This is a genomic window from Streptomyces sp. NPDC004031, from assembly GCF_053604375.1.
In genome coordinates this window covers 1-16,675 of record NZ_JBSGHL010000070.1, presented here as the reverse complement: position 1 = coordinate 16,675, position 16,675 = coordinate 1, and the positions used below count along the sequence as shown (strand labels likewise).

Genomic DNA, 16,675 nt, shown 5'->3' with positions numbered 1-16,675 from the left:
GAGATGACAGACGAGAAGTCCGACGAGATGTCCGGCGATCTCCACGACGAGATGTCGCCCGCCGAGCGCTACGCCGCGAGCCGCCGCCGTGCCGCGGAGAACGCCACCGCGCTCGCGCAGTTCCGCGAGCTGTACGAGTTCGGCCTCGACCCGTTCCAGACGGAGGCCTGCGAGGCGCTGGAGGCGGGCAGCGGCGTCCTGGTCGCCGCCCCCACCGGCTCCGGCAAGACCATCGTCGGCGAGTTCGCCGTCCACCTCGCCCTCCGCGAGGGCCGCAAGTGCTTCTACACCACCCCGATCAAGGCGCTGTCCAACCAGAAGTACAACGACCTCGCCAAGCGCTACGGCACGGACAAGGTGGGCCTGCTCACCGGCGACAACAGCGTCAACGGCGACGCGCCGGTGATCGTCATGACCACCGAGGTGCTGCGCAACATGCTGTACGCGGGCTCCGCGGCCCTCGACGGCCTCGGCTACGTGGTCATGGACGAGGTGCACTACCTCTCCGACCGCTTCCGCGGCGCGGTGTGGGAAGAGGTGATCATCCACCTCCCGCAGTCCGTGACGCTGGTGTCGCTGTCCGCGACCGTCTCCAACGCCGAGGAGTTCGGCGACTGGCTCGACACCGTGCGCGGCGACACCCAGGTCATCGTCTCCGAGCACCGCCCCGTCCCGCTGTGGCAGCACGTGCTGGCCGGCCGCCGGATGTACGACCTCTTCGAGGAGAAGGCCGACGGCACGGGCACCCGCGGGCGCCGCGAGGTCAACGCCGACCTCGAACGCCTCGCCCGGATGGAGAACCAGCGCACCTACCACCCGCGCGCCAAGCGCGGCCGGGAGGCCGACCGCGAGCGCGAGCGGCGCGCCCGCAGCCGGGTCTGGACGCCCAGCCGCGCCGAGGTCATCGACCGGCTCGACGCCGAGGGCCTGCTGCCCGCCATCACCTTCATCTTCAGCCGGGCCGGCTGCGAGGCCGCCGTCCAGCAGTGCCTGTACGCCGGGCTGCGGCTCAACAACGACGAGGCCCGCGCCCGGGTCCGGGCGATCGTCGAGGAGCGCACCCGCGCCATCCCCGACGAGGATCTGCACGTCCTCGGCTACTTCGAGTGGCTGGAGGGCCTGGAGCGCGGTATCGCCGCCCACCACGCGGGCATGCTGCCGGCCTTCAAGGAGGTCGTCGAGGAGCTGTTCACGGCCGGGCTGGTCAAGGCGGTCTTCGCCACCGAGACGCTCGCGCTGGGCATCAACATGCCGGCCCGCTCAGTGGTGCTGGAAAAGCTCGTGAAGTGGAACGGCGAGACGCACGCCGACATCACCCCGGGCGAGTACACCCAGCTCACCGGCCGCGCCGGGCGGCGCGGCATCGACGTCGAGGGCCACGCCGTGGTGCTGTGGCAGCGCGGCTTCGACCCCGGCGCCGTCGCGGGCCTGGCCGGGACGCGGACGTACCCGCTGCGCTCGTCGTTCAAGCCGTCGTACAACATGGCCGTCAACCTCGTCGGGCAGTTCGGGCGGCACCGCTCGCGCGAGCTGCTGGAGACGTCCTTCGCGCAGTTCCAGGCCGACCGGTCCGTCGTCGGCATCTCCCGGCAGGTGCAGCGCAACGAGGAGGGCCTCGACGGCTACAAGGAGTCGATGACCTGCCACCTCGGCGACTTCGACGAGTACATGGCGCTGCGCCGCGACCTCAAGGAGCGCGAGGCGCACCTGTCGCGGCAGGGCGCCTCGCTGCGCCGCGCCGCCGCGGCGGAGGCGCTGGAGAAGCTCAAGCCCGGCGACATCATCCACGTCCCCGCGGGCAAGTACGCCGGGCTCGCGCTGGTGCTGGAGCCGGGCGTCCCCGGCGGCCGGGCCGCCGGGCACATCCCGCGCGACGGCGTCTACCACGACGGGCCCCGCCCGCTCGTGCTTACCGCCGAACGGCAGGTCAAGCGGCTCGCGCAACTGGACTTCCCGGTGCCCGTCGAGGCGCTGGACCGGATGCGCATCCCCAAGTCCTTCAACCCGCGCAGCCCGCAGTCCCGCCGCGACCTCGCCTCGGCGATGCGCAGCAAGGCCGGGACGGCGGGCTGGGCCGCCCCCGCGCACCACCGCCGCAAGGAGCGGTCGGCCGCCGCGGACGACAGCGAGATCCTGCGGCTGCGCGCCGAGATCCGCGCGCACCCCTGCCACGGCTGCGACGAGCGCGAGGACCACGCCCGCTGGGCCGAGCGCTACCACCGGCTGCGCCGCGACACCCAGCAGCTGGAACGCCGTATCGAGGGCCGTACCAACACCATCGCCCGCACCTTCGACCGGGTGTGCGCGGTGCTCGCCGAGCTGGGCTATCTGGAGGGGGACCAGGTGACCCCCGAGGGGCGCCGGCTGGCCCGCCTCTACGGCGAGCTGGACCTGCTGGCCAGCGAGTGCCTGCGGGACGGCGTGTGGGACGCGCTGGATCCGGCGGAACTGGCCGCGTGCGCCTCCGCCCTCGTCTACGAGTCCCGGCAGGCCGACGACGCGGTGACGCCCAAGCTGCCCAGCGGCGGCGCACGGGCCGCACTCGGCGAGATGGTCCGCATCTGGGGCCGGCTCGACGCGCTGGAGGAGGACCACCGGATCAACCAGACCGAGGGCGTCGGCCAGCGCGAGCCCGACCTCGGCTTCGCGTGGCCCGCCTACCGCTGGGCCTCCGGCCACGGCCTGGACGCCGTCCTCGGCGACGCCGACATGCCCGCCGGTGACTTCGTGCGCTGGTGCAAGCAGCTCATCGACGTCCTGGGCCAGATCAGCGAGGCCGCCCCGCAGGGCAGCCCCGTCCGGCGCACCGCCCGCAAGGCCGTGGACGGCCTGCTGCGGGGGGTCGTCGCGTACTCCTCGGTGGGCTGACCGGCGGGCCGGGTCCGCCGGTCAGCCCACCCGGGTGAGGCGGGCCGGGTCCGTCGGGTCAGCTCACCCGGGTGCAGGTCAGGGAGCCCTTGAGGGTCACCACCGCGCCCGAGCCGCTGTAGTCCTTGGCGATCTGCAGGCCGTCGACCGTCACCGTCCAGGTGTCGCCCGTCTTCTTCGCCGTCACGCCCTGCGAGTGCGGCACCCGGCCCGAGTACGACGTGCCGTCCGGGGTGTTGAAGAGGGCCACCTGGGTGGGGCTGTCGGCCGTGGTGGCGATGAAGGACGGGAAGATCTGCTTCTTCGCCAGCACGTCCGGCGTCGTCACCCCGATGAGCTTGCCGCCCTTGACCTCGCACACCACCCCGCCGGAGAAGTCCGCCCCGCCGGAGGCGGCCCCGGTGAAGTCCAGGTGCCCCGACACCGTCCGCGCGGGCTTCGCGGGCGGGCTGCTGCTCTCGGAGGCGCTCGCGGAGGGCGTACCGCTCCCGCCGGACGCGGCGGCGGTGCCGGACGCGGTGGCCTTCGCGTCGTCGGACTTCTTGCCGGACGAGTCCGACGAACACCCGCTGAGCGCGGTGACGGCGAGCGCCGCGCCGAGCGCGACAGCGGTGAGAGCGGTGCGGTGACGCATGAGCCGGATGTTCCTCTCCCGGAGGCCTGTGGTCGCGCCAGTGTACGGATACGGCGGACGAACCCGGCGGTGCAGGTCGCCCGCGGACACCGCCACCCGGTCGGGGTCCGCGCGACCGCGGGCTCAGCCCCGGGTACGGGAGAGGTACGCGCGCCAGCCGCCGTACCCGGTGATGTCCGGGGCGGCGACCAGAGCGGCGGGCTCGCAGAGGAAACCGGTCGCCTCGGTGCCGTCGCGCAAGGTCACCCGGCCCAGGGCCATCGGGCGGGGAAGGGCCGCGGCCAGGGCGCCCAGCGCCGCCGGGGACAGCTCCCACACCTCGGCCTCGACGGGCGCGCCGCCCTCCGCCACCCGTGCCAGACCCGGCTTGGGCGGCACGGTGTCCAGCGCGTACAGCCGGTAGACGGGCGCCGTCGCGGTCGTCTCCGCCAGCCGGGCGCCCAGCGCCAGCAGCTGCGGGTTGAGCGGCTGACCGGACAGATGCGCGCCCACCACCGCGAGCCGCACCGGCGGCTCCAGCAGCGCGGCGATCTCCGCGACCCGGTCGTCCGCGCCCGCCGGGCCGAGCAGCGTCACCCCGAAGGGCCGCCCCCGCACTGTGCCGCCCGGCACCGCGGCCGCGCATAGGCCCAGCAGGTTCGCCGAGTTGGTGAAGCGGCCGAGCCGGGTGTTGGTGCCCACCGGGTCGGCGGCGACCTCCGCGAGCGTCGGGTGGCCCGGCGTGGTCGGGAGCAGCAGCGCGTCGCAGCCCTCCAGCTCGGCGGACGCGCGGGCCCGCAGGTCCGCGAGCCGCTCGCGGTCCGCGACGAGACGGTGCGCCGGGATGTCGCGCGCCGCGCGGATGATGCCGGCCACCGTCGGGTCCAGGTCCGCGCCGCCCCGCTCCACGAACGCGCCCACCGCCGCGTAGCGCTCCGCGACGAACGCGCCGCCGTACAGCAGCTCGGCCGTCTCGCTGAAGGGCGTCAGGTCGATCGTCCGCAGCTCGGCGCCGGCCGCCGTGAGCCGCGCGGCTGCCGCGTCGTACGCCGCCGCCCAGCCGTCGTCCAGCTCGCCGAGCTGCCCGGGGCGCGGGACCGCGACCCGCCACGGTCCCGGGCGGCGCGGCGGCGGCACCGGGCTCGCGAGCAGCGCCAGGGCGCGGCGGGCCTCCGGCAGCGTCCGGGCGAAGACGCTCACGCAGTCGAGGCTCGCGCACGCCGGGACCACGCCCCGCGTCGGCACCAGGCCCGGCGTCGGCTTGAGGCCCACGATGCCCTGGAAGGCCGCCGGGACACGGCCCGAGCCCGCGGTGTCGGTGCCCAGCGCGATGTCGGCGAAGCCGAGCGCGACCGCCGCGGCCGAGCCCGAACTCGACCCGCCGCCGATCCGCTCCGGCGCGAGCACGCTGGGTACGGGCCCGTAGGGGCTGCGGGTGCCGACCAGGCCGGTCGCGAACTGGTCCATGTTCGTGGAGCCCAGCACCACCGCGCCGGCCGCGCGCAACGCTGCCACCGCGGGCGCGTCGCACTCCGGCACATACGCGTAGGAGGGGCAGCCCGCGGTGGTCGGCAGCCCGGCGACGTCGATGTTGCCCTTGACGGCGAGCACCGTCCCGGCCAGCGGCAGCGCGGCCCCCGCCGCGACCTTGGCGTCCACCTCCCGCGCGTCCGCGGCGGCCTCCGCCTCCGGCCGCAACGCGATCCACACGTCCGCCCTGCGGGCCTGCTCCATCCGCCGGTACGCCGCGGTGACGCGCGCCTGCGCTCTGCTCATCGGTGGGCCTTTCGCTCCGAGCATGCCTCGCGCGGCTCTCGCCGCGGCTGTCTGTGGGTGGTGCGTTGCGCGCGGTTCGCCGCGCTCTTTGCGCCCCGGGGTGCCGCTTGCGGCGGGTGCCGCGATCTTCCGTGGGCGGTGGGTTGCGCGCGCAGTTCCCCGCGCCCCTTGCGCCCCGGGGTGCGGCTTGCGGCCGGTGCCGCGATCTTCCGCGGGCGGTGGGTTGCCGCTCCGTTCTCCCCCAGAGCTTCGCCTGGGAGGTACCCCCACGCGCCCCTTTGCGCCCGGGGGTGCGGCTTGCGGCGGGTGCCGCGATCTTCCGCGGGTGGTGGGTTGCGCGCGCGGTTCCTCGCGCCCCTTGCGCCCTGGGGTGCCGCTTGCGGCGGGTGCCGCGATCTTCCGTGGGTGGGGGCTGGCCGCTCCGTTCTCCCCCAGAGCTTCGCCTGGGAGGTACCCCCACGCGCCCCTGAAACGCTCGCCCTTCTGCGGGAGGGTGACCAGCCACGGGTGGGGCCTCGCCCCCGGGAGAGGTCTGCGCAGGGCGGGTGGGGCAACCCAGGGGCGCGTGGGGGCACCTCCCAGGCGGAGCCTGGGGGAGAACTGCGCGCTCAACCGTCCACCGGGGGATGATCCCGGGACTACCGCACGGGGCAGCCCGGAGGGCTGGGGCCGGCCCCGGGGGGCCACGATCCAGGGGTGCGGTGCCCCCAGGCGGATGGCCGGGGGCGTCACAGAGGGGCCAGCGTCAGCAAAGGTGTGCCGGGGGAGACCTGGTCGCCGGGGGTGACGTGGACCGCCGCCACGCGGCCCGCGACCGGCGCCGCCATCGGGGACTCCATCTTCATCGCCTCCAGCGTGACAAGGTGCTGCCCCGCCGCGACGCAGTCGCCCTCGCGGACGGCGACCCGCCACACCCCCGCCGCGAACTCCGCCTCGACGACGCTGCCGCCCGGCGGCACCTCGATCTCCTCCGCGAGCCCGGCGGCGGGAGCCGCCCCCGCGGAGTCGGCCCGCGCGAATTCGCCCGCGGTCTCCCACGCGGCCCGCTCGGCCGCGAAGGCGGCGCCCTGCCGGGCGCGGAAGCCCGCGATGGACTCCGCGTTCTCCGCGAGGAAGCGCTGGTGCTCGGCGAGCGCGAACTCGCCCTCCTCCACCCGCAGTCGCAGCCGTCCGGCCGCCATGTCGGCCCGCAGGTCGAGGAGTTCGTCGGCCTCGACGGGATACCACCGGATGCGGTCGAAGAAGCGCAGCAGCCACGGTTCGGCGGTGCCCGCCGCCGCGTCGCGTCCGGACCAGACCTGGACCGTACGGCCGACGAACTGGTAGCCGCCGGGCCCTTCCATGCCGTAGACGCACAGGTAGGCCCCGCCGATGCCGACGGAGTTCTCCGCGGTCCAGGTGCGTGCCGGGTTGTACTTGGTGGTGACGAGGCGGTGCCGCGGGTCGAGGGGTGTGGCGACGGGGGCGCCGAGGTAGACGTCGCCGAGGCCCAGCACCAGGTATTCGGCGTCGAAGACGGTGCGGTAGACGTCGTCGACGGAGTCGAGCCCGTTGACCCGCCGGATGAACTCGATGTTCCACGGGCACCAGGGCGCGTCGTCGCGGACGCCCGCCATGTAGCGGGAGATGGCCTCGCGCGTCGCGGGGTCGTCCCAGGACAGCGGCAGGTGGACGGTGCGGCTGGGCACCACCAGGTGTTCGGTGGCGGGGAGTTGCTCCTCGGCCTCGCGGACGAGGTCGAGGAGTTTGCCGGTGGGCAGGACGTCGGGATCGACGTGGATCTGGAGCGAGCGGATACCGGGCGTGAGGTCGACGACACCGGGCAGCCGCCGCGCGGTGAGGTGTTCGGCGAGCGCGTGCACCCGCATGCGCAGGGCGAGGTCCAGTTGCATGGGCCCGTACTCGACGAGCAGGTTGTCGTCGCCGCTGCGCCGGTACGTGACGGCGGGGCCGCCGTCGCCGGGCTCGGTGCGGCCGAGGACACCGCCGTCGCCGAGCACCGGGCGGCACGCGACGGGGGCCGCGGCGGGTGCGGCCCGCAGCCCCGCGGCCGCGTCCTCGGTGACGGGCACGAACCGCACCGTGTCGCCGGGCCGCAGCTGGCCGAGCTTCCAGCGTTGCCCGGTGACCACGGTGGCGGGGCACACGAAGCCGCCGAGCGAGGGCCCGTCCGGTCCGAGCAGCACCGGCATGTCGCCGGTGAAGTCGACGGCGCCGACCGCGTAGGGCGTGTCGTGGATGTTGGACGGGTGCAGGCCCGCCTCGCCGCCGTCGGTGCGTGCCCAGCGCGGCTTGGGGCCGACGAGCCGTACCCCGGTGCGCGCGGAGTTGAAGTGCACGCTCCAGTCGGCCGCGTAGAAGTCGGTGATGTCCTGCTCGGTGAAGAACTCCGGTGCCGCGTGCGGCCCTTCGACCGCGCCGATCTCCCACGCGGTGCCGATCGCGGGGCGCCGCGCGGGCGCCACGGGCGTGCCGTCCGCGGTGGCGGCGCCGCCGTGCAGGACGTCGGCGGTGCGCAGCGCCCGCCCGCCGTGCCCGCCGAAGCGGCCGAGGGTGAACGTCGCGGCGCTGCCGAGGTAGGGCGGCACGTCGAGCCCCCCGGCGAGGAGCACGTAGGTGCGCAGGCCCGCCTCGTGGGGCGCGCCGACGTCCAGCAGGCCGCCGGCCGGTACGGTGACCGGCTCCCACTGCGGCACCGGCTCGCCGTCCACCGTCACGGGTGCGGGCGCGCCCGTGACGCACACGGTGGTGGCGTGGCTGAAGCGCAACGCCGGTCCCTGGAGGGTGCATTCGAGCCCGGCGGCGCCTTCGCCGTTGCCCAGCGCGGTGTTGCCGAGCCGGAAGGACAGGTCGTCCATCGGCCCGCAGGGCGGCACCCCGACGTGCCACAGGCCGGTGCGGCCCGGCCAGTCCTGGACGGTGGTGAGGGTCCCGGCGCGTACGACGTCGATCCGCCGGGTGGGGTCGGTGACGTCCTCCAGCGTCGCGGTGTGGTGCGTGGCGGCCCGCAGCGCGGGTTCGGCGAGCGCGGCCCGCAGCAGGCCGAGGTTGGTCTCGACGCCGTCGACACGGGTGGCCGCGAGCGCGTCCGCGAGCTTCGCGAGCGCCGCCTCCCGGTCGGCCCCGTACGCGATCACCTTGGCGAGCATCGGGTCGTAGGCGGTGGTGACCTCGGTGCCGGTCGCGACCCAGGTGTCGACCCGTACGTCCGGCGGGAATTCCACCCGGGTGAGCACCCCGGCGCTGGGCCGGTGGCCGCGTGCCGGGTCCTCGGCGTAGACGCGCGCCTCCACCGCGTGGCCGGACGGCCGGGGTGCCTCGCCGGGCGCCTCGCCGTCACGGGCCAGCCGCAGCATCCACTCCACGAGGTCGACGCCGTAGGTCTCCTCGGTCACCGGGTGCTCCACCTGGAGGCGGGTGTTGACCTCCAGGAAGTACGCCTCCTCGCGTGCCGCGTCGTACACGAACTCCACCGTCCCGGCCGAGCGGTAGCCGACCGAGGCGCACAACGCGCGGGCGCTTATCCCCAGTTGCTCGCGCAGCGCGGCGGGCAGGCCGGGCGCCGGGGCCTCTTCGAGCACCTTCTGGTGGCGCCGCTGGAGGGAGCAGTCGCGGTCGCCGAGCACGGTGACCCCGCCGCGGCCGTCGCCGAAGACCTGCACCTCGACGTGCCGGGCGCGTTCGACCAGGCGCTCCAGGAAGAGCCCGGCGGAGGAGAAGCCCGCCGCCGCGGCGCGTTCCACCGGCTCCCAGGCGGCGGCCAGTTCGGCGGGGGTGCGGCAGGCCCGCATGCCGATGCCGCCCCCGCCGCCGGTGGCCTTGAGCATCACCGGGTAGCCGAGGTCCCCGGCGGCGGCGAGCGCGGCGTCCAGGTCCGGCAGCAGTCCCGTACCCGGGAGCAGGGGCACACCGGCGGCCTCGGCGGCGGCCCGTGCGGTGTGCTTGGCGCCGAAGACCTCCAGGTGCCGCGGTTCGGGTCCGACGAAGACGAGTCCGGCGGCCTCGCAGCGGCGCGCGAAGTCCGCGTCCTCGGACAGGAATCCGTAACCGGGGTGCACCGCGCCCGCCCCGCTCTCGCGTGCGGCGGCGAGCACCGCGTCCGCGTCGAGGTAGCTCTCCTTGGCGGGCGCGGGCCCCAACCGTACGGCGGTGTCGGCGAGGTGGACGTGCGGGGCGCCGCGGTCCGGGTCGGAGAAGACCGCGACGGTCCGCAGGCCCGTGCGGCGCGCGGTGCGCAGTACCCGGGCGGCGATCTCGCCGCGGTTGGCGACCAGCAGGGTGTCGAAGCTCATCGGGCCGCCTCCGGTGCGGTGACCGTCATCCGTACCGGTGTCGGGTCGAAGCCGTTGCAGGGGTTGTTGATCTGCGGGCAGTTGGAGACCAGCACCAGCACGTCGCGCTCGGCCCGCAGGGTGACGGCGAGCCCCGCGGCCGAGCGGCCGTCGACGATGCCGAGGGTGCCGTCGTCCTCGACGGGGACGTTCATGTACCAGTTGACGTTGCTGACCAGGTCGCGTTTGCCGAGGCCCCAACGGGCGCCCTCGGCCAGGAAGTTGTCGGCGCAGGCGTGCTGCGACCAGGTGTGGTGGCCGTAGCGCAGGGTGTTGGACTCCTTCGAGCAGGCCCCGGCGATCGTGTCGTGCCCGCCGCAGCTGTCGGCCGTGACCGTCATCAGCGGGGTGTGCTCGTTGGACATCAGGACGCTGCCGGTGGTCAGGAAGATGCCGCCCTGCGCCTGGAGGGTGTCCGGGGCGCTGTAGCGGACCGCGGTGTCGGCGGCGTCGTAGACCAGGAAGTCCACCGCCTGGTTGCCGTGCAGGTCGGTGATCGTCAGCAGCCCGCCCGCGGGCACCACCGCGGACCAGGGCGCGCGGGCGGCGACGGTGGCGGTCGTCGTGGAGGTTGCCGAGGTCATCACAGCCCCTTCGCGGTCAGGTGGTCGGCGGTGTTCTGGAAGGCGCGGCGGCCCTCCGGGGTGTCGTCCCACAGCGGATCGCCCGGCCCGGTCGGCCGCCCCGGCCGGGCGGTGACCTCCAACGGGCCGCACACGTACGACGGATGGGGGTCCAGCGGATGCGGCACGTTGGCCAGCAGCACCGTCAGCGGCATCTCCGCGCGCAGCGTCACCGCCGTGCCGGGGCCCGCGGAACCGGTGAACTCCAGTGATCCGTCGGCGTCGACGCGCACGCCCTGGAAGAACGACAGCGACGGCGGCAGATCGCGCGGCTCCAGCCCCTGCTTCGCGGCGGCCAGCGTGAACAGCTCCCGCCCCGCCGGGGTGCCGCCCTGTGGCGAACCGTCCCCGTAGCGCGCGGTGTTGCGCACCGCCGTGGACGTACCGCACAGCGTGTCGTGCCGCCCGCTGGTGTCGGCCACGAGGGAGGCCAGCACCCGGCCCTGGTCGGACAGCAGCAGCCGGCCCGCGCCGAGGTAGGCGTTCCACTGCACCTTCACCGTGTCGGCGACGTTCAGCCGCTCCCACGGGCTACCGGTGACGAAGAGCAGCACGTGCGCGCACGCGGTGCCGGTCGGGTCGGCGAGCCGCAGCTCGGTGCCGCGGGCCAGCGCCCTGTGGGTGTAGTTGCCGCCCGCGACGGTCTCCGCCCACACCAGCCCGTCCGGCGCGGGCACCAGCGGCATCGCCGCCGTCCGCCGGCCCTGCTGCGCCCGCGCGTGGTCCCGCGCGCCGTACGTCGTCCCTGTCGCCCCTGCCGCCACGCCGCACCTCCAGTTTCTGTCGTGCGACAGAAATTAGGCGGGGGCGGATTCCGCGCGATTGCCCGCGCGTTGCACCCGGGTTACCGGCTCCTCACCGCACCCGCCCGGTACGGGGGGAGGCCCGCGCCTGTGCGACGATCGCGGCGTGAGCGGTACGGAGCCGGGTGCCGGCGGCAGCACGGGCGGACGCGGGAGGCGCGTCGGGCGTCCCCGCGCACAGGCCCGCCCCGACAGCGGGCTCACCCCGCGGCAGGAACTGCTCGCCGCAGCGGGCGAACTCTTCACGACCCGCGGCTACACCGCCACCACCACACGGGCCGTCGCCGAACGGGCCGGCATGCGGCAGGCGACCATGTACCACTACGTCAGCGGCAAGGAAGAGCTGCTCGCGGAACTGCTGGAGGGCACGGTCACGCCGTCCCTCGCCCTCGCCGAATCCCTGCTGGCCGACCGGGAACGCCCCGCCGAGCGGCGGCTGTGGGAACTGTGCCGCGCCGACGTCGAGCTGCTGTGCGCCGGGCCCCACAACCTCGGCGCCCTCTACCTGCTGCCCGAGGTACGCGACGAACGGTTCGCCGCGTTCCGCTCCGCGCGGGGCCGGCTGCGGGGGGCCTACGCGGCCCTGCTGGCCGCGACCGCGGTGGGCGCCGCCCTCCCCCCGGACGACCTCGCCCTGCGCGCGGACCTGCTCTTCGCCCTCATCGAGGGCGTGATCCTCGCGCCCCGCGCCCGCGCGGCCGCCGACTTCCCCGCCGCCACGGCGGACGCCGCGCTACGCCTCGCCGGCTGCATCTCCGGCTGCCCCTGAGCTTGCCGGGTACGCCCCGTTCCCGCCCCTCGCGGTGGCCCGCGCGACCTTCTGCCGGTGGTGGGCTGGTCGCGCAGTTCCCCGCGCCCCTTTCGCTCCGGGGTGCCACTTGCGGTGGCCCGCGCGACCTTCTGCCGGTGGGGGGCTTGTCGCGCAGTTCCCCGCGCCCCTTTCGCTCCGGGGTGCCACTTGCGCTGAGTGCGCGACCTTCTGCCGGTGGGGGTTGCGCGCGCAGTTCTCCCCCAGGCTCCGCCTGGGAGGTGCCCCCACGCGCCCCTGGTGTGCCCTGCGCGGTATGTGCGAGGGCACTCGTTTGTCAGGGGCGCGGGGAACTGCGCGACCAGCCACGACGGTGGGAAGGGCGCGAGGCCACCGTAAGAGGCAGTCCGGAGCGGCCTCGGCTCAAGAAGCGGAGACGCGGCGGAAGAGGCGGAAGGCCGCGCCCAGCGCGAGCGCGGCGGCGAGGAAGAGCAGGGTGAACCAGCGGAAGTACCAGTGGCCGCCCGACGGGTCGTAGACGGCGGGGCGCGGCCACGCGAGGTTCACGGTCATCGCGAGGCCGTACACGAGGGCCGCGGCGTTGACCGGGACGCCCCAGCGGCCGAGCGAGAACGCGGGGGCGCCGGACTCGTCCGTCACCGGCGGGAGCGGCGCCCGCAGCCGCCGCAGCAGTTGCGGGCCGGTCACCATCGAGTACGCCAGGTAGAGCATGACGATGCACGTCGTCCCGATCGCCAGCCACGCGTCCGGCGACGCGAACGCGATGAGCAGCAGCGCGGCGGAGAGGACGCCGACGACGAGCGCGGGCACGGCGGGCTGTCCGGTGCGCGGGGAGACCCGGGCGAGCGCGGGGGAGAGGGGCAGTGCCCGGTCCCGCGCCATGGAGAAGAGCATGCGGGTCGCGGACGTCTGGATGGCCAGCGTGGCGACGGCCACCGCGAGTGCCACGTCGCACAGCAGGACACGCCCGAGTCCGCCGCCGAGCCGGCTGGTGAGGACGTAGGACAGCCCGTCCGTGCCGAGCCGCCCGTCGGTGAGGCTGGGCGCGGCGAGCAGGGCGGCGAGGACCAGCAGGGAGGCGAGCACCCCGGCCGCGGCGAGCGCGGTGAGGATGGTGCGCGGCGCGACCCGCCGGGGATGCCGGGTCTCCTCGCTCATCTCGCCCGCGCTGTCGAAGCCGATCATCACGTACGCGGCCGCGAACGACCCGACCAGCAGGGCGGATCCGCCGCCCCCGCTGTGCACGGTGACGGACGGCGAGCGGTCGGCGTGCGTGAGCAGCAGGACGACGATGAGCACCGCGCCGACGATCTCGGCGGTGACGCCGACCCGGTTGACCACCGACATGACCTTGTTGTCCAGCAGGTTGACCGCGGTGGTGAGGGCGAGCAGGACGATGCCGAGCAGGGCCGCGTTCGCCGCGCCGTCCGACGACACCGGTGAGGTGTCCGTGCCGATGATCTGGAAGCCGGACCAGACGGCCGGCAGCACCACCTGGAGGGCGAGCGCGGCCGCGGCGACGACCACGATCTGCCCGAGCACCATGATCCAGCCCGCGTACCAGCCGAAGACGGCGTTGCTGAGCCGGCTCGACCACTGGTAGACGGCGCCGGAGATCGGGTAGCGGGCGGCGAGTTCGGCGAAGCACGCGGCGACGAGCAGCTGGCCGATCAGGACGGCGGGCCAGGTCCAGAAGAAGCGCGGGCCGCCGAAGGAGTAACCGAAGGCGAAGAACTGGAAGACGGTGGTCAGGACGGAGATGAAGGAGAAGCCGGCGGCGAAGGACGCGTAGCGGCCGAGGCTGCGGTGCAGTTCCTGGCGGTAGCCGAAGTCCGCGAGCCCGGCGGTGTCGCCGCCCGGACCGGTGGCGGCGGGTGTGGCCGGCCGCGGGTCCTGCGGCGGCCGCGCCTGGACGGCGGGCGGTCTGCTGGTGGTCATGGCCGGGCCCCCTGTCGGGTGTGTCGTCCGGTGTTCCTGTCGAGCGACAGAAATTAGGCACGGGGTGTTTCCGCCGCATCACGCGTCCGTGTCCGTCGCGGGCCGAAGTCCTCACGCGCCGCCGTCCGGCCGCGGGCCGCCCATCGCAGGCCCTCTCCGGCCCGGCGGCGGGCGGCGAATCGCGCTGTACGCTGCTCCGGAAATTCGCGATACATCGCCTTGCTCGCGACTGTCGGACGCGATATGTTCGGCGCCGGATATACGGCAACGGGCAACGAGCAGTGACGGGGATGAACGCGGTGGCGAAACGGCGCAAGCTGTCCAACCCGCTGGCCCTGGCGGTCATGGTGTTTCTCGGCGAGCGGCCGATGCACCCGTACGAGATCGCCAGGCTGCTGCGGCAGCGCGGCAAGGAATCCAGCATCAAGATCAACTACGGCTCCCTCTACACGGTGGTCCAGAACCTGGAGAAGCACGGCTTCGTCGAGGTCGCGGGCGTCCAGCGGCAGGGCAACCGGCCCGAGCGGACGCTCTACGGCCTCACCGAGGAGGGCCGCACCGAGGCCCACGACTGGCTCGCCGACCTCGTCGCGGTGCCCGCGCAGGAGTACCCCGGCTTCGAGGCCGCGCTCTCCCTCATCGGCGCCCTGCACCCGGACGAGGCCGCCGAGCTGCTGGCCGAGCGCGCCGCGGCACAGGAGGTGCAGGCCGCCGCGCTGCGCGGGGTGCTGGTCAAGCTGGGCGCCGAGCTGCCGCGGCTGTTCCTGATCGAGACCGAGTACCAGGCCCGTATGCGCGAGGCCGAGGCCGCCTGGATCCGCGAGTTGCTCGCCGAGGTGGCCGCGGGCCGGCTGTCCGGCCTGGACGAATGGCGCGCCTGGCACGACACGGGCGCCCCGCCGGAGGACTGGCAGCGCTTCGAAGAGCAGTTCCGCGACGCGGAGGCCGAGGCCGACGCGGGCGCGGCCGAAGCACCCGGCGCCGCCCCCGCCGCCGCGCCCCGCTCCACGACCGACGACCCGGAGGACACCCCCTCATGACCACCGCAGCGCCCGCCGTCGAGGCGGCCGGGCTCACCAAGACCTACCCCGGCGGGGTGACCGCCCTCGACGGCATGGGCGTCACCGTCGCCGCGGGCACCGTCTTCGGGCTGCTCGGCCCCAACGGCGCCGGCAAGTCCACCACCGTCAAGATCCTCACCACGCTCGCCCGCCCGGACTCCGGCACCGCCCTGGTCGCCGGGCACGACGCGCTGCGCCACCCGGACCGGGTGCGGCGCGCCATCGGCGTCGTCGCCCAGAAGTCCGGCGCCGAACCGGTCGCCACCGGGCGGGAGAACCTGCTGCTCCAGGGGCGGCTGTACGGCATGCGCGGCCCCGCCCTCGCCCGCCGCGCCGACGAACTCCTCGACCGCTTCGACCTCGTGGAGGCCGGCGGGCGCCAGGTGCGGACGTACTCCGGCGGCATGCAGCGCCGGCTGGACGTGGCGCTCGGCCTCGTCCACCGCCCGCGGGTGCTCTTCCTCGACGAGCCGACGACCGGGCTGGACCCGGAGGCGCGCGGCGCGATGTGGGAGGAGATAGCCCGGCTGGCCGGTGACGAGGGCCTCACGATCCTGCTCACCACGCACTACCTGGAGGAGGCCGACCGGCTCGCCGAGCGCATCGCGATCGTCGACTGCGGCCGGGTCGTCGCCGAGGGCACCCCCGACGCGCTGAAGGGCGAACTGCGCGGCGACGCCGTCCATGTGGAACTGCGCGGCGCGCCCGGCGAGGTGGACGCCCGGCTGCTGGCCACCGCGCTCGGGGAGTTCACCGCGGTACGCGACGTGACGGTCGAGGGCCGGCGGCTGAGCGCCCGCGCCGACGACGGACCCGCCGCCGTACCGCAGGTGCTGGCCGCGCTGGAGCAGCAGGGCGCGACGGTCGCCTCCGTCACGGTGGCCCGCCCCTCGCTCGACGACGTCTATCTGCGGTACGCGGGACGGCGGTTCGCCGACGCCGACGCGGGCGGCCGTCCGAAGGACGACGTCACCAGGGCAACAGGCGCGACGGACACCGGGGAGAAGGCCGCATGAGCACCGAAACCGCCTACCAGACCTGGTACATGACGCGGCGCCACCTCACGGCGATCATGCGGCAGCCGGTCGTCCTGGTCATCACGCTCGTCCAACCGGTCATCTGGCTCTTCCTGTTCGGCTCCCTCTTCCGCAGGGTCGTCGAGCTGCCCGGCTTCGGCGGCGGGTCGTACCTGGACTACCTGGTGCCCGGCGTCGTCGTGATGAGCGCGGTGTCCTCCAACATGTGGGCCGGGATGGGCACGTTGGAGGAGATCGAGCGCGGCACCCTCAACCGCTACCTGACCACACCGGTCAGCCGGGCGGCGCTGATGAACGCCAACGTCGTGCAGCAGGCCCTGACCACGGCCCTGCAGTCGGTGCTGATCGTCCTGCTCGGCAAGCTCGGTGGGGCCGACTACCCGGGCGGCGCGGCCGGACTGCTGGTGCTGCTGGCCGCCTCGGTGCTGCTCGGCACGGTGTTCGGCGCCGCGTCCAACGCGGTCGGCATGCTGGTGCGGCAGCGCGAGAGCATCATCGGCATCAACTCCTTCCTGCTGCTGCCGCTGACCTTCCTGTCCTCGGCGTTCATGGCGCCCGCGCTGATGCCGTCCTGGATGCGGCACGTCGCCGCCGCCAACCCCGTCAACTGGGCCCTGGTCGCGGGCCGTTCGGCGATGGCGCAGCACCCCGACTGGGGCGTGGTGCTCGGCCGGGGCGGCGCGCTGCTCGCCCTCGCGGTAGCGGCGGTGTGGCTGTCCACCCGCACCTTCCGCTCCTACCAGCGCTCGGTCTGAGGCCGGGGCCCGAAGCTCTGCTTCACGGCCGCCAACTTCGCGATATTCCTGGCCGATCTCAGGACCGGACACCTCACGCGATGACGGCGCCAGCAGCCGCC

At 74.6% G+C, this 16,675-nt stretch carries 11 protein-coding genes; 5 read left to right on the top strand and 6 right to left on the bottom strand.

Going from position 1 to position 16,675, the window contains the following annotated elements; all coding sequences use genetic code 11:
• The first annotated feature begins 3 nt into the window (after nucleotides 1-3).
• Entirely contained in the window at nucleotides 4-2,868 is a 2,865-nt protein-coding gene (locus tag ACWERV_RS31720) for a DEAD/DEAH box helicase (RefSeq protein WP_398180656.1), read from the top strand.
• A 58-nt stretch (nucleotides 2,869-2,926) separates the two neighbouring features.
• Here ACWERV_RS31720 and ACWERV_RS31715 read toward each other — a convergent pair whose 3' ends face one another.
• From ACWERV_RS31715 to ACWERV_RS31695, 5 genes are all read right to left on the bottom strand, one after another.
• Nucleotides 2,927-3,502, bottom strand: coding sequence for a hypothetical protein (locus ACWERV_RS31715; RefSeq protein ID WP_452939669.1), 576 nt, complete (start codon nucleotides 3,500-3,502; stop codon nucleotides 2,927-2,929).
• Between the two features lie 123 nt (nucleotides 3,503-3,625).
• Nucleotides 3,626-5,257, bottom strand: a complete 1,632-nt coding sequence (locus ACWERV_RS31710) for an allophanate hydrolase (RefSeq protein WP_452939667.1) — start codon at nucleotides 5,255-5,257, stop codon at nucleotides 3,626-3,628.
• 728 nt (nucleotides 5,258-5,985) lie between these two features.
• Nucleotides 5,986-9,549, bottom strand: a complete 3,564-nt coding sequence (gene uca / locus ACWERV_RS31705; protein ID WP_452939664.1) for an urea carboxylase — start codon at nucleotides 9,547-9,549, stop codon at nucleotides 5,986-5,988.
• Entirely contained in the window at nucleotides 9,546-10,172 is a 627-nt protein-coding gene (locus tag ACWERV_RS31700) for an urea amidolyase associated protein UAAP2 (RefSeq protein ID WP_452939661.1), read from the bottom strand. Before ACWERV_RS31700 ends, uca begins: the two co-directional genes overlap by 4 nt.
• Nucleotides 10,172-10,975, bottom strand: coding sequence for an urea amidolyase associated protein UAAP1 (locus ACWERV_RS31695; protein WP_452939658.1), 804 nt, complete (start codon nucleotides 10,973-10,975; stop codon nucleotides 10,172-10,174). The genes ACWERV_RS31700 and ACWERV_RS31695 overlap by 1 nt, the downstream gene beginning before the upstream one ends.
• 145 nt (nucleotides 10,976-11,120) lie before the next feature.
• On the opposite strand from ACWERV_RS31695, the gene ACWERV_RS31690 reads away from it, so the two are divergent.
• A complete protein-coding gene (locus ACWERV_RS31690; protein ID WP_452939655.1) occupies nucleotides 11,121-11,783 on the top strand; it encodes a TetR/AcrR family transcriptional regulator in 663 nt (220 codons plus the stop codon).
• A 402-nt stretch (nucleotides 11,784-12,185) separates the two neighbouring features.
• Here the strand turns inward: ACWERV_RS31690 and ACWERV_RS31685 are convergent, their stop codons facing one another.
• A complete protein-coding gene (locus ACWERV_RS31685) occupies nucleotides 12,186-13,721 on the bottom strand; it encodes an amino acid permease (protein ID WP_452939652.1) in 1,536 nt (511 codons plus the stop codon).
• Between the two features lie 290 nt (nucleotides 13,722-14,011).
• On the opposite strand from ACWERV_RS31685, the gene ACWERV_RS31680 reads away from it, so the two are divergent.
• From ACWERV_RS31680 to ACWERV_RS31670, 3 genes are read left to right on the top strand one after another with little or no spacing between them, the layout of a single operon-like run.
• Nucleotides 14,012-14,761, top strand: a complete 750-nt coding sequence (locus ACWERV_RS31680; RefSeq protein ID WP_452939649.1) for a PadR family transcriptional regulator — start codon at nucleotides 14,012-14,014, stop codon at nucleotides 14,759-14,761.
• Nucleotides 14,758-15,798 carry an ATP-binding cassette domain-containing protein gene (locus ACWERV_RS31675; RefSeq protein WP_452939646.1) on the top strand — a complete coding sequence of 347 codons (1,041 nt, stop codon included), beginning with the start codon at nucleotides 14,758-14,760 and terminating at the stop codon, nucleotides 15,796-15,798. Before ACWERV_RS31680 ends, ACWERV_RS31675 begins: the two co-directional genes overlap by 4 nt.
• The gene (locus ACWERV_RS31670; RefSeq protein ID WP_452939643.1) at nucleotides 15,795-16,574 is read left to right on the top strand and encodes an ABC transporter permease; all 780 of its coding nucleotides are present in this window, start codon (nucleotides 15,795-15,797) and stop codon (nucleotides 16,572-16,574) included. Before ACWERV_RS31675 ends, ACWERV_RS31670 begins: the two co-directional genes overlap by 4 nt.
• Nucleotides 16,575-16,675: the final 101 nt, after the last annotated feature.

Coding starts and splice junctions, on each gene's coding strand:
- ACWERV_RS31720 (WP_398180656.1), top strand. CDS start 4: ATGACAGACGAGAAGTCCGACGAGATGTCCGGCGATCTCCACGACGAG.
- ACWERV_RS31715 (WP_452939669.1), bottom strand. CDS start 3,502: ATGCGTCACCGCACCGCTCTCACCGCTGTCGCGCTCGGCGCGGCGCTC.
- ACWERV_RS31710 (WP_452939667.1), bottom strand. CDS start 5,257: ATGAGCAGAGCGCAGGCGCGCGTCACCGCGGCGTACCGGCGGATGGAG.
- uca (WP_452939664.1), bottom strand. CDS start 9,549: ATGAGCTTCGACACCCTGCTGGTCGCCAACCGCGGCGAGATCGCCGCC.
- ACWERV_RS31700 (WP_452939661.1), bottom strand. CDS start 10,172: ATGACCTCGGCAACCTCCACGACGACCGCCACCGTCGCCGCCCGCGCG.
- ACWERV_RS31685 (WP_452939652.1), bottom strand. CDS start 13,721: ATGACCACCAGCAGACCGCCCGCCGTCCAGGCGCGGCCGCCGCAGGAC.
- ACWERV_RS31680 (WP_452939649.1), top strand. CDS start 14,012: ATGAACGCGGTGGCGAAACGGCGCAAGCTGTCCAACCCGCTGGCCCTG.
- ACWERV_RS31675 (WP_452939646.1), top strand. CDS start 14,758: ATGACCACCGCAGCGCCCGCCGTCGAGGCGGCCGGGCTCACCAAGACC.
- ACWERV_RS31670 (WP_452939643.1), top strand. CDS start 15,795: ATGAGCACCGAAACCGCCTACCAGACCTGGTACATGACGCGGCGCCAC.